Below are 21525 nucleotides of genomic sequence, written 5' to 3'. Positions count from 1 at the left end.
GGCTTTTTTATTTGGTTTGTGGATAAAAGGTGTGGAAAATGGTAAAAGACTATTAACATGTGAATAAATCGGTTATATTGAACAATGAGCGAAATACTTGTGAATAACCAGACAACATATTGGAGGAATTAGAAACTTATGAACAAATCACTTTATGCTTGTGCAGAACATATAGAAACCGTACTAGACATGTACATAGATGATCACGAAACACCGCCAGAATTCAGAAAAATCGAACATACACACAGCTTATCCACAACCTGTGAATTGTGCGATGAACCTGCAATATATATAGTGGGGAACGAATGATCGGACACAAAATACACAAATTTTATCCACAATTGTTGATAACTTATATGAATAACTTGTTCTTAAGGTGGGGATGACCTGTGAATATATCAATTATCACAGTAGGAAAATTAAAAGAGAAATATTTAAAGCAAGGCATAGCCGAATACACAAAACGATTACAAGCATACGCAAAAATCGAGATCATTGAGCTCGCAGACGAAAAAGCACCCGAGAATCTCAGCGAGCAAGACATGAAAATCATCAAAGACAAAGAAGGCGAACGCATCCTAAGCAAAATCAACCCAGACGCCCACGTCATCGCCCTCGCCATCGAAGGAAAAATGAAAAGTTCCGAAGAATTAGCCGATACAATAGATAAGCTGGCAACATACGGAAAAAGCAAAGTGTGTTTTGTCATAGGGGGATCCCTTGGATTAAGTGATGCTGTCATGCAGCGTGCGAATGAGAAACTGTCGTTTTCGAAAATGACGTTCCCGCATCAGTTGATGAGATTGGTGTTGGTGGAGCAGATTTATCGGGCGTTTCGGATTGTGCGGGGGGAGCCATATCATAAGTGAGCAGTTTTTTGTATTTAAAATCGAATATACAAAATAATAAATGATTAGAATAGAGGGAAAGTAATTGTCTAAATTAAATGAAATTCAAAATAAAATTCATGAATTAAATGGTGGAGAGTTTCAAAAAATGATGGATGTTTATTTTTCTAAGATAATCAATGGGGAAGTCTATTCTATTGGATCTGTTATAGGAAACAATAATACGAAAACTGGAACACCAGACACATTAATAAAAACAGTAGAAAATAAATATATTTTTATCGAATACACTGTTCAAAAAAGTAATCTTTATAAGAAGTTTGAAGATGATTTGGAAAAATGTTTGGATAAATCAAAAACAAATATTCCAATTAATGAAATTGAAAAAATTATCTGTTGCTGTACAGGAAGGCTTTCTACAGAAGAAATTAGTAAGTTAACTACAAAAGTTAGTAGCTATAATATAAGACTAGAGTTACTAACTATTGATTCTATTTCTTTTAAAATTTTCGATTTTCCTTCAATAGCATCTGATTTTTTAAATATAACTTTAGATACAGAGCAAATTTTAGATATTGATGATTTTGTGAAAGCTTATAATCGAGGTAAATTAGCAACGACACTAAATACAGCTTTGTATGCAAGAGAATCAGAAATAGATTTAATTATAGAATCGATAAATAGGAGCCAAATCACTATATTGTCTGGAAAACCAGGAGTTGGGAAAACTAGACTAGCTTTAGAATGTCTTAGAAGATATAAAGAAAATAACCTTGAATATGAAATTAAATGTCTTAGAAATAATGGTCAAAATTTGTATTCAGACTTAAAATTACACTTTAGCAATCCTGGAAAATATTTATTGTTTATTGACGATGTTAACCAACTTACTCAGTTAAATTTAATATTAGATTATTTAGGTTTAGAAGAAGAAGGAATTGATTTCAGATTAATTGTGTCTGTAAGAGAGTATGCAGAAAGAAAGATTTTAGAAAAGATATCAAAACTTAATAATCATTTAATTAAAATTGAAATCTTACAAGATAAAGATATCGAAACTTTATGTAAAGAAGAATATGATATAAAAAATCATTTATATATAGAGAGAATATGTAAGATTTCTAAAGGAAATGCTAGGTTAGCTATTATGGCCTGCGAGACTGCAATAAGAGAAAATACTTTAGAAAGTATAGCTAACGTTACAGAGCTAGTGGAAGAGTATTACAAAGGTATAAAAAAAGATTTTGAAAGCGAACTAGAAAATAGTGGGCTTCTAAGAACTGCTGCTATATATAGCTTTTTAACAGTTGTAAATCTTAAGGATGATGAAAATTTAATTTTAATGGCTCAATTAGCAAATTTAGAAAAAAATGATTTTCTAAGAATGACTGAAAAGCTACATTCAATGGAAATACTAGATATCTATGAGGGAGAAGTAGCTAAAGTATCTGACCAAATCTTGAGTACATATATTTTTTATCTAGCGATTTTTGATAAAAATCTCTTAAAATATTCAGAATTGATAGGAATATATTTTCCGAAACTAAAAAACAGAATTATTGAAAACTTAAATGGTGTTTTTTCATATTATTATCAAAAAGAAAATTATGAATTAATAAAAGAAGAAATCATAAAAGTCTATCATGATTTAAAAGAAAAATCAGATGATAAGTTAGAAGATTTTTTATACACTTTTTGGTTTGCATTAGAAGTAGAAACTCTAGTTTATATACAAGAGGATATTGATCAACTGTCTAAGGAAGAGGATAACCAAATAAATTATGATATCTCTAAGCAAAACTCTAACACTTCAGAAACTCTTTCTACACTTTCTAACTTCAGTCAAACTGAGTATTATAATGAATCGCTAGAGTTAATAATGAATTATCTACAGAAAAAGCCCACTGAATTTTCTGCTGTTTATTCTGTTTTAACGCAAGCTTTTGGCTTCAAAGAAATTTCTGAAAGACAAAATTTCATCATACAAAAAGATTTAATTAATTTACTAATAACTTATTATGAACAAGAAAAATCAATTGTTTTTGAAATGCTATTGATTAAGATAATTGATTATTTTTTGAAGTTCAGTCATCATATTACTGAAATGTCAGATAGAAAAACTGTAGAGTTTTATGACATGACTTTAAAGTGTACTCCAGATGTTCTTGAAATTAGAGAAATTGCATGGAGCAAATTAAGCGATTTATATAACCAAAATGAGGAAGAAGTAAGCAAGGTACTTTTTGGATTCGGAAGTCAGGAATCAGGAAAAATAAATAAGGATATTTTAATACAAGATATTAAATTTATCTCAAAACTTATAGAAAGTTTATCAGAAGTAACATTAAAAGAAAGTATTATATTAAATAGGATAAGTGATTTTTTATTAAAACAAGACTTAGAATTAGAGAGTTATCTAAGAAATAAATTAAATCCTGAAAAATATAAGGTTTATAAAATATTAGCACAAGATATTTTTGGACCTGATTATCGAGAAAGAGAATTGAAAAAAAAACAAATGTTAGTTGATATGGCAAAAGGGTTCGATACTACAGAAATCAATGGTGTTTTTCAAATTTTAGATAGTGTTGTAGAAAATGAAATTTTCCATAATGAAATATATCCAATTTTTAATAACTTCAGTACTCTTTTAGAAAATGCTAAAGAGGATCTAATGGTGAACATCATTAGAACGTACATTTCTCGAAATTACCATGTGAATTTAAATCCAATTCCAATTATAAATAAATTAAGATGTACGATAGATGATAATGACATAGTAATGTTATTAAATGAAAATAAATTCTATGGGAAAAGTTATTGGATGTATTGTTTTCTTAGAGTTATATCTGAGGAAAAACCTAATTTAGATAATCTTAATAAAATATATGATTACTTTAATGAAGAGCAAATAGAAGTGACTGGATATCTAATAGATTTGGACTTTTTAAAAAGCTATTTAGAAATTGATGAAGATGTATTTGTGAATGTGACTAAAAGCATATTGAGACATAAAGATATCATTATTCAAAGAACTTTAAACAGGTTATTTAATCCATTCTCTGAAATTAATAAGGAGTTATTTTTCTTATTTCGAAATGATTTAAATACATTAAAAAGTGCTTACCTCAAATTATTAGAAATTGACACTAATATAGATAGGAATTTATTAATCTTAAAACAATTTATTGATTTTGAAATAAATGTAATAGAACACTTTCTGGAACAAACATTAAAAAGTCAAAATAAAACCTTAAGAGATATTGATCTGTCTTTTATATGGGAAGGGGATAATTGGAATATATTAATTGATAGAGTAATCTCTTTTTTATTTAATCAGTCGAAATATACCTTTTTTGATACAGTATCGATAATAAAAAATTTATTATTAGGCCCAAAGGAAGAAGTAACTATTGAAAGACGCGATTCGTGGTTAAGAGGGAAAATTTCTTTATGGAGCTTTGATGAAGAGAATATTAGGTTGTTGTTCTATGCTATAGCTAGTTTCGATAAAGAAAACAAGGTGAAATATCTAGTTCATTTATTGGAAAGCAACGATTCAATTGACTTGTTTTGCAAAATACCATTCTTCCCGCCCGTTGAATCTTGGAGTGGAAGTGAAGTTCCGGTATTAGAAGAGAAAATTGAGTTATTGAAACTTATTGATAAAAGCCTAACAGGCATCAAACTTTTGCGACATAAAAGATGGATTCAAGAGAATATTGAAGGTTATAAAGAAAGAATAAAAAAAGTTAAAATAAAAGAATATATGGAAGATTATTAATTTAGAAATTAAATTTTTATAAATAAACTCAAATAGGTAATAACCTTCATTTAGATAATATGTGGGAGAATCTTCATAAGTGATAGTGAGGAGGAAATTTGAAAAGTATATAAAGGGATAAATTCACTATTAGTTTTCATAAAATTGTAATGTTTTTATTACAGAAAGGGAGATACTATTGGCCTTAAAAGATAAACCAGAAGTTAGATACGCTCTTTGGCAAGCTCATCAAAGACGCTGCACTATATGTTTGGAGGATTTATTCAATTATTCAGATTTACAAGTAGACCATATAATACCTGAAGCAACATTTAAAGATAATAAAAAAGTAAAAAAAGTAATAAATGATTTTAAGCTAACTTTGGATTTTGATTTTAATGGTTTAGAAAATTTAAGACCAGCTCATCATAAGTGTAATAATGATAAAAGAAATAACGATTTGCCAGAAGAGATCTCTTCACGATTATTGCGCCGGGCAAAAGGAAAAATAAAAGAAGTAAAAAAACATATTAAGAAATTCGAAGAAGAAGCAAAATATGCACTTAGCCTCGAAGTTATTAGGAAGCAATTAAATGAAGGGAAAATTACAACGGAAGAATATGCAGACCGTCTAAATAATCACATGGCAGATTTTGGGGAAGCAGATATTAAAAATTTTTCAACTGATGGAAAGTTTTTAAAGTATAAAAATAAAAGCGTGATCTTAGAAGGCTATCTTCCAGTTATAAATGAAAATAGAGGTTCATGTTTATTTACCTTTAATAGTTTTTATATTCGAGGGACTAATATCAGTTTGGGACATAAAGAAATATTAAGCGAATTATATCCTGGAAATAACACACCCATACATTTTGAAATGAGACGATATATTGTAGCAAAATTAGATGAAAATAATTATATTGTTCAATTAGGAAATTCAAGATTCAACTTGAGTTATGAAGAGGTTTTTAATCTTTGTATTGTTATTGATAAATTTATTTCAGCATATATAGAGGCAATAATAGAACTAGAAGAGATTATTGACTGTAAAGACTTTTTTCCTAATCACTATGATTTATCTAAATACCACTTAATAAAAGTGAATATGAACCTTTGGAAGGAAATTCTCGAGTTTTCTAGTGAACATGATTACGAGAAAGGAAGCTCTAAATGGCACATATTTGATGCTTCCGGAGATAATATGCTGAAAGTTTACATTAAGGAAGATGATGAAAATTACAATAAAGGTCATAAATGTATAATACATAGTTTTATAGATAACTATTATAGTTTGGCTCCCTCAAATTATGTATGGTTACTATGGAATGACATGAATTTATCAAAAGAGTATGGGGTTAAAGATTACTGGACTGTTAAACATACTTATAAGTGGCTAACTAGAGAATTGTTACCGAAAATAATTCGCGAAAATAGTACTGTAAAATCAAAAAGAATATTTGAAAAGAAAGAAAAAATTAATAATATACAAGTTGGTAATTATTACAGTGATGGTGAACATAGATATTTTTCTTCAATGTACATTGTTAACGCAACTCAACTTGTAAGTTTAGTAAATGAAATACAATTATTTTATTCAATAAGTAGATATGTATGTACAAATAAAACTGAAATAATCAATCTTTATAGAGCGATTTTAGCTAGTACTAAAGCAAATAATAAGTTAAATTACCATTATCTATGTTCAACACTTAATATAACTCCATTTACAAATAATAAAGTTGATATAGAGAACTTCTTAATAAATAAAATAGATTACTACAATAATTTAATAGAAAATGAATTAGGTTTATTAAAAATTTATTCTTATCAATTAGATCTTCTTTTTAGAGTTCTATCTTCTAATTTAAAGGAATTAAAAATTGATTTAGAATTAGAAGATATAAGAGAATATTTAGAGTCAATTGATTGGTATATAAATGATTATAATACAAATAAGTTAGTAAAATGCTACAAATAAATTGCACAGATTCTTAATGGAGAAGAATTAATTTTCATGAGGATATGCAATTCCCGCAATCACTTCTTAGTTTAGAGACAATAAAAAATTGAATGGAACTTTGTAGGGCTATTTTCCTCCAAATTTTTATATTTGAAGGTTATGGAGAGTTATTGATTCCTATATCCTATAATTTAGGAAATATAGTTACTCATAACGCAGAGTAACATAGATAAATAGAAAAAAGGAGACATCCATGGGTTTCAAAGGCGACTTTAAACGAGAAATGCGTAACGTAATAAAAGACGTAGAAATAGAAATAAATAAAACATGGAAAATTGAATATAAAGGGCATTCTATAGAAATTACAAACCAAATAAAAGAAGAGCAACTAATCATTGATGGTGTGACAGTTGATAAAAAACAACGAAAAAGTTTATTGACTCATATGATCCCTTATTCAAAATTGTCAGGGATATTGGAACTTCAAGATGGTACAAAACACAAGGTGTCCGTTAAACTTGGTGGGTATGTACGATTTCGTTGTATGGTGAAGGTAGATCATGAAACGGTTTTAGATGAATCAATGAAGATAGACCTTCTACCATGGGATCATAAAGAGAGAATCGTCCCCTTTATTCAACAACAAATTCAATCACATCATAAAATAGTAGACGACCGTTTACCAGATGAAGACTTTTTATTTGACGAAAATGAACCACGATTGGCTCCCGGTTTATCTGATTATTATGTAGATGAACCACCTGCTCCTTTTTATGTGAAGAAACTATTGAAGCTTTTTGAAATACAACTGAATCATCCTACAAACGAAACTAGAAAAAAAACATATGAAAAAATCATTTCTAACAATATGGCGAGTCGCAACAGTGAGCTAATTGAACGATTTCAGCAAACACAATGGGATGAATCCCGTGTACAGCAAGAAGCGTTATGGCTTCTTGAACATGCGGCACATCGGGAGGTCGTCAAATTTGCAGTCATGATACTGAGATGTACAAACTGTGAAAAATACAAAGAGCTTTTATTCACAATAGGTATGCATGAAGAATTTACTTCTTATGTCGTGATTGCATTGAAGAATGGCACAATTCAAGGAAACGAACATGTTTGGCGTCTTGCAAAGTCCGTCGATGGATGGGGGAAGATTTCGGCTGTTGAGCAATTGGAAGCATCGACGCCAGAAATAAAACGATGGCTCCTAACAAAGGGCTGCGAAAATACAATCATGAATGAATACTTAGCTTATACTTGTGCTCTTAATGGTGATCTGGAAACAGCTTTATCAGAAGATGAAATTTCCAAAGAATTATACGATGGAGCGAGTCTCATCATTCAAGCATTATTAGAAGATGAGGTTTCTATCTACGGAATCGATGAGTATTCAAATGCAAGCTCAGTTCTCTGCCGATTTATTCACCATGCTCATAAGCACTGCCAAGCAATTGAGGACTTTTATCCAATATTGAAAATAAATGAGTTTTTAAATGATGAACAAGAGATTTGGGACGACCGATTGAATGCTTCATGGAAACAGGACGATTATAAGGCTATCCAGGAAGCTGTTCAACCGTTTATCAATGACAGTAGATGGCCAAAGCTTGCAATCGATTCGTTACAACAGGGTTTTAGCTCCCAAGCACTTGAAATCGCTCTCTTTTATCGTTTAGATGTGATTGAGCATCTATTTGCTTTACTTGAGAAAGATCCGGCAAATAGTGAAATATACTTTGCTGTGATGGACACAAATCATCACCAGCATATTAGAGAGCTTTGTAAATTTTCAGAAACACATTTATCGTTATCTAACCTCTCAGATGATGAAGTGGCTTGTCTACAATATATTGTGCAAGATTTATATGCACACGACGGTGTAGGATTGCCATTGATTCAAGCTGCACTTAGATCAGATGATGGAAATTTACAGTATCATGCTTTAAGTGTATTAAAAGAATGGTCTCCTTCGTATTCTCAGCAAGCGGCCACAAGAGAATTGATTGAACATATTGCTGTGAAGACAAAGGATAAAGAAGATCGAAAGTTAGCCAAACATTTGTTAAAGAAATAATATTTGATTAAGTAGCGCATAACAATTCAACGGGGATAAAACTTAAAAATATTAGAAAGCAGGCACACCATGCACACAATCAAAAAAATAGGCAAAACCTTCTCCTACATCACACCAGTATCACTCACCGACCGCCCCATCCTAGGCATGGTCGAAGGCGATAACAAAACATTAATGATCGATGCCGGTAATTCAGAAGATCATGCGAACTATTTTATCCAAAAGACCTTAAAACAAGAGAACGCCACGCCGGATATGGTGGTCCTCACTCATTGGCATTGGGATCATATTTTTGGTCTGCCTGCGCTTCCTGATTCGGTTGCAATTGCTTCGGCAAAAACCAGAAAGGAAATGGAGAAGCTTCTTCCGTTTTCTTGGTCAGATGAGGCGATTGATGAGCGGGTGAGGGAAGGAACGGAGATTGATTTTTGCGCGAAGGCCATCAAAGAAGAATATAAGAATCATCGAGAGATTCAGGTCGTTTTACCGGATGTGACGTTTGATCGTCGGATGGAGATTGATCTTGGCGGGGTCACTTGTGTTGTGCAGCATGTTGGAGGCGATCATGCCGCAGATTCAGTGATCGTGTATGTGAAAGAGGAAAAAATCCTGTTTCTTGCTGATTGCATTTATCCGAAAATGTATGCTGAAAAAGTACATTATACGGTAAAAGAAATCTTGCGTCTTTTAGATGAGTTAGATGCATTTGATGCTGAAACGTATATTCCTTCACACCAAAGACCATGGACAAAAGAGGAGTTTCGTCAGGAAACAGATAAGCTTCGAATGATGGCGAAATACACGGATCTTTATGGTGGAGATCAGGAGAGAATCAAGAGTGAATATCAAACACATGTGAACAGAGAGCTAAAAGAAGATGAGTTAGAGACAATCGCTTATTTTGTAAATGGTTATTAAATAATTATGGTGACTAAAACAGAAAAAGTCTCATTTGAGTGATTTTCCTCAAACGAGACTTTTTTATTTCTATGGTAAACCTACAAAGTCTTCTGCATCACGAACTGTGACAGACATCTGTTTTGCATTCATAATAATGACACAATCCCAAGTGGGTTTTATTTGCAGTTCATCATTCTCATCAATACGAATAATTCCTTTAAATTCAACAGTCTGTTCTAGAAAGACCATTTTCTTTTCTGTATCATCTTTGACGGCTGTTACATGTTCAGGATAGTGAATCGTCCAATCATAAAAAGCGGTTTTCTTCATAGTTCCTCCTATTTTCATTCGTACACATCTCCGAATACTTCTTTTGTTTGCCGGATTGTCAGAGATTTGTTGGTTGGATCAATTGAAATGACACAATCCCAAGTAGGTTTGATTTGTAGCTCGTTGTTGTCATCCATCCAGATCACACCGTTTAATTCAATTGATGATTCTAAAATGACCATTTTCTTTTCATAATGATCTGTAATCGCTGTTAAGTCCGCTTGTAAATGGATGGTCCAGTCAAAAAAAGTGATTTTTTTCATTGTTTCTCCCCTCATCTTCGCTTATATTTCCATTATAACCTGAGTATTTTCTGACACCATTTTTTATCAATTCTTCTATTAATAGAGAGGTTACTTACAGATGGACAAAATAACTAACCCATACGACACGTTCAAAACCAAAATATCGAAATATCCAATTGAACAAAATCATTGGCAAGTCTTCAAAGATGGAACAACGATTAAACAATTAAAAGCAGGTACATGCATGATCAAGGCTGGCGATCCAGTGAAGCATGCCTACTTCTGCATAACAGGTCTCTTCCGTCTCTTCTATTTGTTACCGGATGGAAGGGAGTACAACGTGGCTTTTACGTTGGAAGATGATTTTGCTACTTCTTATGCAAGTATGATCAACGGGCAGCCTTCTCCTTATTCGATTGAAGCGATGGAGGATTCTATCGTGATTGAAATTCCGTATGATCTACTTCAAATATTGATGGACAGCAGTCATATGTGGGAGCGGTTTGTTCGGGTGAGTGTAGAAAGGCTGTATACGAGAAAGGAAGAGCGTGAGAGGGAACTGCTCTATTTGCCAGCCATTGAGCGATATCAGGCGTTTTTATTGAAATATCCCGGGTTACATCAACGTATCGCTCAATATCATATTGCCTCATATATCGGTATTTCTCCAGTTTCGCTGAGCAGGCTGCTGCATCCTGCTGAACATTAACCTATGTTAATGCACATTCTCTAGATCTGGCGTACAATCATCACATCATAGAAGAATCGAGGGGCTTGATGATGAAATATATGATGGTTGTTTTATTAGAGTTCTATCCATCTTGGCTTGCTTTACCACGAGAGGAGCGCAGAACCCATGCGGCTTCGCTGCAAGAATTGATGCAGAAATATGAGGAACATGTGACGGTGCGCTTTTTTGATGCTGAAGCTCTTCCAGGTAAGGATTACACAGATTTTGTGATGTGTGAAACGGATGACCTGAAGTTCTATCATTTTATGTGGGAAGAGATTAGAGATTCTATTCCTTACACAAGTGGTTATGTCAAAATTAAAGAGGTCATCATGGGAATGGAAGATGCTTTTCAAACATATGAAAAAGAATCTCTGAAAATGGATCAGTAATCGAAAACCACCTACTATCAGGTGGTTTTTTGCACATTCTATTTTTTGGTATAATCAGGGGTAAGGTAAGATTCGGATAAATTTTTGAACTTAATCGGAGGTACATATGAAACAACTTTATATGAAACAGAAAGTATTTAGTCTGAGCGGTAGGTTTACCGTAAAAGATCAACAGGAGAATGATGTATATGTGGTCGAAGGCAGCTTTATGAAGGTGCCAAAGACGTTCACCATTTTGAATACAGAACGAGACATCATCGCTGTAATTACGAAGAAAATGTTTAGCTTTTTACCAAAGTTTTTAGTAGAAGTCGGTGGGCAAGAGGTATTGACGATCAAAAAAGAGTTTACGTTCTTCAAAGCAAAATATTCAATTGATGCTGCTGGTATCGAAGTACAAGGGAACTGGTGGGATATGAATTTCCAAGTGCTGCAAAGCGGCGAAGTGATCGGCCAGGTAAAGAAGGAATGGTTTACTTGGGGGGATAGCTACAAGGTGGATATTTTGAAAGAAGAGATGGAGCCTGTGATGATTGCATTGGTTGTTGCGATTGATTGTGTGAAAGCGGATGAAGCGGCGTCTAGGTCTTCGTCGACGACGACTAACTAGAAAAAGAATATAGTCATCCATAAAACACCTCAAAGAGCTTAAAGCTTTTCGAGGTGTTTTTGTAAATTGAGTTTTAATTGCTAATTCTTATGATTCATATATTATGAATTTTTTGGGTCATACTCTATTATTTAACTTTAGTGTTATAATAATCAAATAAATTGATTAAGGAGTATGAAAATGAAAAAAAAGACGTTATTTATTATTGGTAGTAGTGTAGTTCTGTTATTTATTATTATCTTTTTGGTAGCTGGACGTTCAGCAAATCCAGCAGATTTGGCAAAAGAATTTAAGGAAAAAGTGGAAAATGGGGATGCAAAGGGCCTAGTTAAATTAGTGAAGCTTCAAAATAAAGAGATGTCATGGGATAAAAATGATGCTGAAAGCATTATTAACTATCTAAAAAATGAAAGTAAAGAATTTGAAAATCAGGTTGAGTTATTAGAGTATCAAGCAAAGTATTATAATTCAGACGGTAAGGATAGTACATTTACTGAGAGTCTATTTGGAAAAGCCTTTTTGTCTATGGGACCATTCTTTATAGATAAAGAGAAAGGTTTTTTAGGGAGAGAGAAATATACGATTAAAGCGAGAGCTTATAAGGTAGAAGTGGAAGCCGCCAAGGGTGCTGAAATTTCTTTTAATGGAGAAAAAATCAACTTAAAAGACAGTAGTTCTAAAATGCTGGGCTATTACGGACCAGGTGTATATGATATAAAAGGAGAAAAAAAATTTAATTATACAACAGTAAATGATGAGGAGGAATTCACTCTTTTTGATGCTGATTCTTTTGAAAAAACAGTCAGTCTTAATTTTTCAGGTAATAATGTAGATGTTTCATCATCGATACCTAATACAGAAATAGTAGTGAATGGAAAAGGAACTGGAGAGAAAATAGAAGAAGGTACGACTTTTGGTCCTGTGAAAGAAGGGATCACTCTACAAGGCAAGGCTAAATTCCCATGGGGAGAAGGCAAAAGCAAAGAATATGAAGTGAAAGTTGAAGAAGATACAGATACGTCTTCTGTTTTCGGAGGATCAACAAATCAGTATGATTTAACACCTAATCCAATCATTGATAAAGCTTTTAAAGAAAATATGAAACAGGTGATAAATGATTTCGCAAAGCAGAGGGTCGAGGCTAAAAATTCTAAGGATGCAAATAAGTTAAAACAAGTGTCTGATAATCTTAAGAAAGAGTTTATAGAAGTGATTGCTGGGTATGATTCAAAGAATTATTATGAGGGAAAGGCACTAGGCACAAGAATTGATTTTTCGAAGGCTACCTATGAAATTGGAAGTGGAGGATCACATCTAATACATATTCCAGTAGAGTTTCATGATAAAGAAAGAGAAGTTCTTGAATACGTCGACAGTGAAAGCGAAGAAGGATTTTCAGAAGTTGAGCTTACTCTCGAATATATTGAAGATAAAAAATCATGGATAATTAGCAGTGTTGAAGACGATTACTCGTATAGTGATGATTATATGACGAGCACAGAGGTAGAAAAAACAAGTTTTTAATTTAGCAAAAGAAATGAGATAATTTTTACAGAAAGTACAATTTCTTTTAAAAGGAAATTGTACTTTCTGCGTTCCAATACTAATGGCCAGAAAGCAAAAGAGGTGAGCAAACGAATGACATTCCCATACAAAGTATTTCAAACAGTTGTCGAATGCGGCAGCTTTACAAAAGCTGGAGAGAAGCTTGGGCTGACGCAGTCTGGGGTGAGTCATAATATGGCGAAGCTTGAGTCAGAGCTTGGGATTGTGCTGCTTCATCGGAATCGAAACGGGCTGTCGCTGACAGATGCAGGTGAGCGAGTGATGCCCCATATTCGCCAAATCATTCATCATGCGTCATTGCTTGAGCAGGAGGCGGCGTTGATTCAAGGGATGGAAGTGGGGAGTATCAAGATCGGCACGTTTTCTAGTTTTTCTTCAAAAATGCTTCCGCAGCTCATTCATCGTTTTACGAAAAGTTATCCCAATATCCAATTGGAGTTATACGAAGGCGGCTATGAAGAGATTGAAGAGTGGATCGCATCTGGCACAGTTGATCTTGGATTTTTAACACAGCCATCTAGAGATTTGGAAACTGTTCCACTGTTTCAAGATGAATTGGTGGTGCTCATGCAAGAGAGTCATCGTTTCCATACAAAGAAGGTGATGGAAGTGGCTTTGTTCCAAGATGAACCATTTATTATGCCAAAAGCGGGCTGTGATCAACTCATTAAGAAAATATTAAAAGAAAGAGGCGTAAAACCCCATGTTTTATTTGAGATTGGGGACAACAATACGCTCATCTCTATGGTTCAGGAAGGCCTTGGGCTCACGATCATTCCGAAGTTGATGTTGCCGTCTCAGGTGCCTCATGCGAACGTAATTCCACTTGAGACCCGTGTTTATCGCGAAATCAATATGGCGTTTAAATCTTTTAACGCAGCCTCTCCTTCTACTAAAAGATGGATTGAAGCAGTCAAAGATCATTTTAAATAGATTCAGCTTGAACGAGAGTCTCTATTCAAGCTGATCAATTTATAGCGTGACCACCCCGCGAATGGTAATAACCGCTGCACCTGCTACTTTAATGACCGGCTTTGCTTCATTCGGAATGACCGTGATACGAAGCAATCCTGGTCTGCTGATTGCATCACCTTGAGCAATGCGTAGATGAGTGGTTTCTTGCTGAGAAATGATCCCTTCCAAATACAGATATCCGGCCAATGCCCCGTTGGCTGCTCCCGTTACAGGATCTTCGGGTATACCAATGCCAGGTGCAAAATCCCTTGTATAAAGATCACAGTCCTTTATGGATTGAAACGTATAAAGATGAGTCGTTGTGATACCCTGCGCTTTATTCATTTTCCCTAAAGCTGCTAAGTTTGGTGCCGCTTGATCAATGTCATTCTGGTGTTTCAGCGGAACAAGGAGATGCCAGTTTCCGGTGTTTGCTAATTTTATAGGATAGGATGGATCAATCCTGTCACTGCTTATACCGAGAATATCACTAAGCTCTTCTACATCGATGATAAAATCTCGCGTCTTTGGCGTGACCTGTGTCATCTCCACATCCACAACTTTGCCATTCTCTTCGTGCCATACAACGGGAACATGGCCAATCTTTGTTTCTAACACCACCCCTGATTTTTCTTTAGCCATCCCTAGCTCCGTCGCTAAAAGCCAAGTCAACCCAACCGTCGCATGCCCGCAGAAATTGACCTCTTCCGTTGGAGTGAAATACTTCACTCGATAATCGGCTTTCTCATCATGTGCCGGTAGCAAGAAAACGGACTCGGGTAAGTTCAACTCCTTGGCGATATTCTGCATCTCATCCTCCGTTAACCATTCCGCATCCAACACCACCCCAGCGGCATTACCTCCAAATTTCTCAGTTGTAAACGCATCGACATGATACACCCTAATATCTTTCATCTGACGAATCCTCCTAAACATGTTGTTATGTTCATCATAAGTTTGTATGATGCATTCGTAAAATGAATCTTTTGAATGTGATGAATTGGAATTGTTCATGTAATATCAAACAACTAGGCGGTAAGGCTGAAAAAAATAATGATAGTTCAAAAGGCAGGTTCAAAGAGAATCTGCTTTTTGTAGTATGCTTGAACAAAACAAAAAGAAAGCGAGGGGGTCAGCATCGCTTTAGGAGGATATATCAATATTGGATTGGTATTCTATGATGACATTCATTTAACAACCACTTTCCACCAACTGATTGACTATTTAACAAAGAAAGGCATTTCAATAACGAAAGTAAAGTTTAGTCAAGACGCTAATGGCGAAGCATGGATCGAACATGATGTAAAAGAGAATAAAATCAAAAACAATTACTTGGAAGCCTATTATACAGAATTTGAATTGACGGGAACATGTCTAAAACATACAACCATGAACATACAAAAAGAAGCTGGTTTTGTTGGGTTCGTTCTGTGTTTAAATTGGACAGAGGTTGTTTCACATGATGTCGTTCGTATTCAACAGGAGATCGTACAGTGTCTTGTAGAACTTTATCCTACTCTTACGTTCGAGTATGCATTCATTGGTCATGAAATGGAAGTCGAGCTTCATCCAGATGATGTTGAAAAGAGTCTGCAAGAACATCATGCTTTTCCAGTTGTTCTTATAGGTAAAGGGGATTATTTAGTCACTTTTTATGGTGATACTGCCATTGACGGGCTAACTACTCAAGAGAGAGGGAAGAAATATTTAAAGGTTAAAAGAGAACAGTAGAAAAGCCTCCTGAATGTCTCAGGAGGCTTTTTCCATCCATCACCCATAATAATTATTCGCCTGAATAAAAAATTGGGATTGCATGTAGTTATATGTGATTTTCGAGAAGTCGAAGGGCTGGCCGTTTGTGAGATGAAAGACGGTTTCGACGCGAAGAGCAGGATCATTTTGCTTAAGTCCGAGGTGCTTCGCTTCAGTTTCGTTTAGTTTGCCAACTTGCAGGTACATGTCAGAAAAGCCCACTTTAAGACCAAGGCCTTCACTAATAAATTTAAATACAGAATCGGCTGCAATTTCTGTGTTGAGGTAAGGAATAATGGTTTTCCGGTAATAGGACTCTTCTAAACATAAAGTTTGTCCATTGATGTAACGAATGCGTTTAAGGTAGAAAACATCCTCATCTAGTTCAATGTTTAAATTCAGCGCAGCTTCTTCTGGCGGTTTGACGGTATCTAACGTGAGAACTTCTGATGTCAGTTGAAATTCCTCTAAATCTTTTTTAAACCCTTGGTTGGATAATAGGCTAATATAGCCTTTGCGCCTATGCCTTCTCACAAAGATGCCGCTGCCCCTCACCTGATAGACAATCCCTTTTCTTTCGAGTAAATCTAATGATTTGATAATTGTACTTTTGCTCACAGCAAATTGATTCATGAGCGTCTCAAGCACAGGGAGTTTGTCTCCTTGCTGCAGCTCATGTGTGACAATATATTTTTCAATATCGCTCGCAATTTGTTGATACTTTAACATAGCCATTCCTCTTTGTTTTCACGATTTATTGTCTTTGTATTATAGCACATCCCGATTTCTCTTTGATATGCAAACTCAAATTATATATGTATTGATAAATTGTACCGGTATAATTATAATGTACATATACTAGTAGTGGTAAAGGGGGGTTTTATATGTCAAAAGTGAGGGATTATCAAAAGCTTGCAGAAGACATCTTAGAAGCAGTTGGCGGAGAAGAAAATGTGGTGAGTGCCGCAAGATGCGCCACGAGGCTGCGTTTGGTGCTGAAGCGTTCTAATCCAAAGGCAAAAGAAGCAGTCAACGCCATGCCTGGCGTCATTACAGTGGTGGAAAACGGTGGTCAGTTTCAGGTTGTGATCGGTCAGCATGTGGGTGAGGTATATGAGCATTTTTCCAACCTTGTTCAGCTCCAAACGTTGGATGATGACCAGTCGAATGAAAACAAAGGAACGATACTGAATCGGGTCATTGCGACCATGTCCGCTGTGTTTGCGCCATTTGTGTATATTTTAGCCGCAGCTGGTATTTTGCAAGGTGCACTTATCTTAATAAATTTGATATTTCCAAGCTTCTCGAAAACAGGCACTTATGAAGTGTTTAGCTTTATTTCTTGGGCACCGTTTACGTTCTTGCCCATTTTTATTGCGATCACTGCAGCCAAGCATTTTAAAACGAATATGTATATCGCGGTTGCTTGTACAGCAGCGCTTGTCAGTCCTTCTTGGACAGAGATTGCTGGACGTGTAGCATCAGGGGAAGGTGTGACCTTTTTAGGGATTGCGTTATCTGAAACGGTTTATACATCATCTGTCTTGCCACCGCTTTTCTTAGTATGGATTCTTTCTTATGTAGAAAAATTCTTAAACAAACGAATTCATGAGGTTGTCAAACCGCTATTTGTTCCATTTCTATGTATGGTCGTCATGGTTCCGTTAACCATTCTATTAATCGGTCCTCTTTCGACAGCAGGTGCAAATGGGATTGCAAACGGATACAATTTCTTAGCTGAAAATGTACCAGCTCTGGCAGGGGCTATTATCGGCGGTTTCTGGCAAGTACTCGTGATTTTCGGTGTTCACTGGGGCATCACGCCAATGGTACTTGCGAACTTTGAACAATATGGACGTGACTCCTTTCAGGCATATCAAACCATCGCTGTTATCGCTCAAGTCGGTGCGGTGTTGGGAGTTATTTTAAAAGCAAGAAATCGGGAAACACGGAAAGTAGGGGTTTCAGCTGGAATCACAGGATTCTTCGGTATTACGGAGCCTGCGATTTACGGTGTCACCTTACGTTTTAAAAAGCCGTTTATTTTCGGGTGTATTTCTGGAGCGGTCGGTGCCGTAGTGGCCAGCTTCTTTACGCCTTATTACTTTGCATATGCAGGGCTGCCTGGCCCGCTGACCATTGTGAACGGAATCAGTGCAGATTATCCAACGTCTATTATTGGTATTTTGATTGGTGTGGCCATTGCGCTGATTTTACCAGTTGTGCTTATTCAATTGTTCGGTTATGGGGAAGATACGGTAGACCAGCCAGCTGGTGAAACATCTGTTAAAGATCAAGACGGAGAAACGACACAAGCTTCTATGAACAATGAAGAAATGATTACGGCTCCACTTACAGGAAAGGTGCTTTCGTTATCTGAAGTACCAGATGCCGTATTTAGCTCTGGTGCGATGGGGAAAGGCTTTGCCGTTCATCCGACCGATAACAAACTGTTTGCACCGTTTGACGGCAGTGTCGTCATGCTTGCACCAACAAAACATGCGATTGGTCTGCGTTCTGAATTTGGTGTAGAGTTACTTGTTCATGTAGGAATTGATACGGTCTCTCTAGATGGATCGGCATTTACACTCAATATCAAAGAAGGCGACAAGGTGAAAAAGGGTGACTTGTTGATGACATTTGATCAGGAAGCAATTGAAAGCAAAGGATTACAAACAATCACACCTGTTATCATTACCAATACCCAAGCATACGAAGATGTGATTGTAGAGGAACGTTCGACATGTCAGCCAACTGACGTCATGATGACAATTGTGAAATAGGAGGAATAGATAATGACTTTACCAAAAGATTTCTTATGGGGCGGGGCATTAGCCGCTCATCAATTCGAAGGTGGATGGAATGCAGCTGGCAAAGGGCCGAGTGTTGTAGATGTCATGACAGCAGGTGCTCATGGTGTTCCAAGACAGATCACGGAAACGATAGAAGAAGGAACTTTTTATCCAAACCATGAAGCCATTGATTTCTACCATCGTTACAAAGAAGATATCGCCATGTTTGCTGAAATGGGATTAAAATGCTTGCGAACATCGATCGGCTGGAGCCGAATTTTCCCTAAAGGAGATGAAGAAGAGCCGAATGAAGCAGGCTTACAGTTTTATGATGATGTGTTTGATGAACTGATTAAACATGGAATCGAGCCTGTCATTACGTTGTCTCACTTTGAAATGCCCCTTCATTTGGCAAGAGAATACGGCGGATTCCGAAGCAGAAAAGTCGCTGAATATTTCGCGAAATTCGCGGAAGTATGCTTCAATCGTTACAAGAACAAGGTCACGTACTGGATGACATTTAATGAAATCAATAACAAAATGGACGTCAACAACCCGTTGTTCCTTTGGACAAATTCAGGGGTATCTGTCAAAGAAGGCGAAAATGCCAAAGAAGTCATGTATCAAGCGGGCCATCATGAATTGCTTGCAAGTGCATGGGCAGTGGCAAAAGGCAAAGAGATCAATCCGTCCTTTCAAATTGGAGCGATGGTGTCCCACGTGCCAATTTATCCATATTCCTCAAACCCAGAGGATGTCATGCTGGCAGAGGAATATATGAGACAACGCTATTTCTTCCCAGATGTCCAGGTGCGTGGCTACTATCCAAGCTACGCATTAAAAGAATTTGAGCGCGAAGGCTATCACATTCCATTTGAAGAAGGCGATGAAGAAAGTTTAAGAAAAGGAAAAGTAGATTACCTTGGCTTTAGCTACTACATGTCAACAACGGTCAAAAGCGATGCGGTATCTGATCACAATGGAGACATTGTCAATGGAGCACTGCCACATGGTGTAGAAAATCCGTATATCAAATCAAGTGACTGGGGCTGGTCCATTGATCCGACAGGCTTAAGATATACATTGAATCGTTTTTACGATCGCTATCAAATCCCGCTATTCATTGTGGAAAATGGCTTTGGTGCCATTGATCAAGTGGAAGAAGACGGCTCTATTCATGACCCAGAGCGAATTCAATATCTCGCTTCTCATATTCAAGCACTGAAAAAAGCGATTGAATATGACGGTGTGGACCTCATCGGCTACACACCTTGGGGCATCATTGATATCGTTTCATTCACAACCGGTGAAATGAAAAAACGCTACGGCATGATCTATGTTGACCGCGATAACGAAGGTAATGGTTCAATGAAGAGACTCAAAAAAGATTCATTTACTTGGTACCAAAACGTCATTGCAACGAATGGTGAAGAAGTGTAAGACAGAAATGACTGGCCCGGATGAGCGTGGAATGCGCTTGTTCGGGTTTTTGAGTTGTTTCACTAAAATGGTGCATATATCCTTTTGTTAACAAACGAGAAGACTTATAATTTATTGAGAGTGATATTTGATAATGAAAAATATAGTGAATAGATGGAATAGGGGAGATCGTAAATGACAAAATGGTGGATGATTCGTGCAGGTGACCAAAATGAGTTAATTCCTATCTGGGAAAAGAATGGAATTGCATCGATAGGGTGGCCTAAATTAGGTAATCCAAAGCAATATCGAACTAAACAAGAGATGATTGAGCGGGCTGATTTAGTATTTCCTGAGAACAAACCTTTTACGAGAAAGAGCTGGGTCAGTCAGGTATGGAGATTTAGTAATGAAATTAAAAAGGGTGATCGAATCATTACTTACATAAAAGAAAGTCGTGAGTATCGAGTAGGAACAGTAATTGCTCCTCATTTTTTTGATGAAGCAGCCGGGGATAAGATGTATCCAAATCATATTCAAGTGAATTGGGAACCGATAGCAGTGAAACGAGATTCTCTTAGCCAATCAGCGAAAAACAGTCTCGGTTCTATATCAACGGTTTTTCGTGTAGACGAATGGGGAAAAGAGATTGAACATTTACTCAAAAACCCTACTTCGATTCCAGCACAAGTAGATGAAACAGAAGAAGATGAAATTATTGAGGATTTAGTTAGCAAAGCAACTGTTATGATTGTAGATAAAGTAGATAAATTGGATCCTTGGCAGATGCAAGATTTAGTAGGGGGTCTACTACAAGCAATGTCATACAATGTCCGTGTGAGTCCAAAAGGTCCTGACGGTGGTGTGGATGTATTAGCGTATAAAGATGCATTTGGATTTGAAAAGCCCATGATCAAAGTGCAAGTAAAACACCGGGAATCCTCAGCCACTTCTCCAGAGGTACAACAATTATTAGGGGCGAATCCAATGAATGCTAACAGTTTATTCGTTTCAACTGGTGGGTTCACCTCTAATGCCAAAGCTGTTGCTAAACATAATGAGGTTCATCTAGTGGACTTAGAAGAGCTCGTAAATCTTATTGTACATTGGTATGAATATATGCCAGCTGAGACAAGATCCTTATTACCTCTGAAAAAAGTGTATGTACCTGAGTGATCTTT

At 35.9% G+C, this 21525-nt stretch carries 19 protein-coding genes; 15 read left to right on the top strand and 4 right to left on the bottom strand.

Annotated features, from left to right (window positions below; genetic code table 11):
- Positions 1–138 precede the first annotated feature (138 nt).
- From N521_RS19070 to N521_RS04940, 6 genes are all read left to right on the top strand, one after another.
- On the top strand, positions 139–309 hold the full coding sequence (locus N521_RS19070; RefSeq protein WP_008360116.1) for a CxxH/CxxC protein: 171 nt from the start codon (positions 139–141) through the stop codon (positions 307–309).
- Positions 310–389: 80 nt separating this feature from the next.
- Positions 390–869, top strand: a complete 480-nt coding sequence (gene rlmH / locus N521_RS04960; RefSeq protein WP_035390089.1) for a 23S rRNA (pseudouridine(1915)-N(3))-methyltransferase RlmH — start codon at positions 390–392, stop codon at positions 867–869.
- Positions 870–933: 64 nt separating this feature from the next.
- On the top strand, positions 934–4632 hold the full coding sequence (locus tag N521_RS04955) for an ATP-binding protein (RefSeq protein WP_035390086.1): 3699 nt from the start codon (positions 934–936) through the stop codon (positions 4630–4632).
- A gap of 178 nt (positions 4633–4810) precedes the next feature.
- Positions 4811–6589: an HNH endonuclease gene (locus N521_RS04950; protein ID WP_035390084.1), complete on the top strand. Its 1779-nt coding sequence runs from the start codon at positions 4811–4813 to the stop codon at positions 6587–6589.
- Positions 6590–6824: 235 nt separating this feature from the next.
- Positions 6825–8654, top strand: coding sequence for a hypothetical protein (locus tag N521_RS04945; RefSeq protein WP_035390082.1), 1830 nt, complete (start codon positions 6825–6827; stop codon positions 8652–8654).
- Between the two features lie 69 nt (positions 8655–8723).
- Complete coding sequence (locus N521_RS04940) at positions 8724–9572, top strand: MBL fold metallo-hydrolase (RefSeq protein ID WP_007497345.1); 849 nt, start codon at positions 8724–8726, stop codon at positions 9570–9572.
- 69 nt (positions 9573–9641) lie between these two features.
- Here N521_RS04940 and N521_RS04935 read toward each other — a convergent pair whose 3' ends face one another.
- Positions 9642–9884: a hypothetical protein gene (locus N521_RS04935; RefSeq protein ID WP_035390080.1), complete on the bottom strand. Its 243-nt coding sequence runs from the start codon at positions 9882–9884 to the stop codon at positions 9642–9644.
- A 14-nt stretch (positions 9885–9898) separates the two neighbouring features.
- Positions 9899–10147, bottom strand: coding sequence for a hypothetical protein (locus N521_RS04930; RefSeq protein WP_017359962.1), 249 nt, complete (start codon positions 10145–10147; stop codon positions 9899–9901).
- A gap of 100 nt (positions 10148–10247) precedes the next feature.
- Here N521_RS04930 and N521_RS04925 point away from each other — a divergent pair, with 100 nt between their 5' ends.
- The 5 genes from N521_RS04925 (at position 10248) to N521_RS04905 (ending at position 14360) form a co-directional block, all read left to right on the top strand.
- Positions 10248–10838, top strand: a complete 591-nt coding sequence (locus tag N521_RS04925) for a Crp/Fnr family transcriptional regulator (RefSeq protein ID WP_017359961.1) — start codon at positions 10248–10250, stop codon at positions 10836–10838.
- A 71-nt stretch (positions 10839–10909) separates the two neighbouring features.
- Positions 10910–11251, top strand: coding sequence for a darcynin family protein (locus N521_RS04920; protein ID WP_008347446.1), 342 nt, complete (start codon positions 10910–10912; stop codon positions 11249–11251).
- A gap of 106 nt (positions 11252–11357) precedes the next feature.
- Positions 11358–11861, top strand: coding sequence for an LURP-one-related/scramblase family protein (locus N521_RS04915; RefSeq protein ID WP_017359960.1), 504 nt, complete (start codon positions 11358–11360; stop codon positions 11859–11861).
- A gap of 180 nt (positions 11862–12041) precedes the next feature.
- A complete protein-coding gene (locus N521_RS04910) occupies positions 12042–13385 on the top strand; it encodes a TcaA 3rd/4th domain-containing protein (RefSeq protein ID WP_008347442.1) in 1344 nt (447 codons plus the stop codon).
- Positions 13386–13499: 114 nt separating this feature from the next.
- On the top strand, positions 13500–14360 hold the full coding sequence (locus N521_RS04905) for a LysR family transcriptional regulator (protein ID WP_035390077.1): 861 nt from the start codon (positions 13500–13502) through the stop codon (positions 14358–14360).
- Between the two features lie 39 nt (positions 14361–14399).
- On the opposite strand, the gene N521_RS04900 is transcribed toward N521_RS04905, so the two are convergent.
- A complete protein-coding gene (locus tag N521_RS04900) occupies positions 14400–15296 on the bottom strand; it encodes a PhzF family phenazine biosynthesis protein (protein WP_035390075.1) in 897 nt (298 codons plus the stop codon).
- A 252-nt stretch (positions 15297–15548) separates the two neighbouring features.
- Here N521_RS04900 and N521_RS04895 point away from each other — a divergent pair, with 252 nt between their 5' ends.
- A complete protein-coding gene (locus N521_RS04895; protein WP_035390073.1) occupies positions 15549–16112 on the top strand; it encodes an Imm64 family immunity protein in 564 nt (187 codons plus the stop codon).
- Positions 16113–16151: 39 nt separating this feature from the next.
- Here N521_RS04895 and N521_RS04890 read toward each other — a convergent pair whose 3' ends face one another.
- Entirely contained in the window at positions 16152–16862 is a 711-nt protein-coding gene (locus tag N521_RS04890) for a GntR family transcriptional regulator (RefSeq protein ID WP_017368418.1), read from the bottom strand.
- 155 nt (positions 16863–17017) lie between these two features.
- Between N521_RS04890 and N521_RS04885 the strand changes: the two genes are divergently transcribed.
- The 3 genes from N521_RS04885 to N521_RS04875 all read left to right on the top strand — a co-directional run bounded on the left by N521_RS04885 (position 17018) and on the right by N521_RS04875 (position 21520).
- Positions 17018–18916, top strand: coding sequence for a beta-glucoside-specific PTS transporter subunit IIABC (locus N521_RS04885; RefSeq protein ID WP_035390071.1), 1899 nt, complete (start codon positions 17018–17020; stop codon positions 18914–18916).
- 9 nt (positions 18917–18925) lie between these two features.
- Entirely contained in the window at positions 18926–20365 is a 1440-nt protein-coding gene (gene bglA, locus N521_RS04880) for a 6-phospho-beta-glucosidase BglA (protein ID WP_144716461.1), read from the top strand.
- 174 nt (positions 20366–20539) lie between these two features.
- The gene (locus N521_RS04875; protein ID WP_035390068.1) at positions 20540–21520 is read left to right on the top strand and encodes a restriction endonuclease; all 981 of its coding nucleotides are present in this window, start codon (positions 20540–20542) and stop codon (positions 21518–21520) included.
- Positions 21521–21525: the final 5 nt, after the last annotated feature.

Origin of the sequence: Bacillus sp. UNC125MFCrub1.1 (genome assembly GCF_000701305.1) — a bacterium.
Classification (GTDB): Bacteria; Bacillota; Bacilli; order Bacillales; family Bacillaceae; genus Bacillus; species Bacillus altitudinis.
This window is presented reverse-complemented; position numbering and strand designations above follow the sequence as displayed.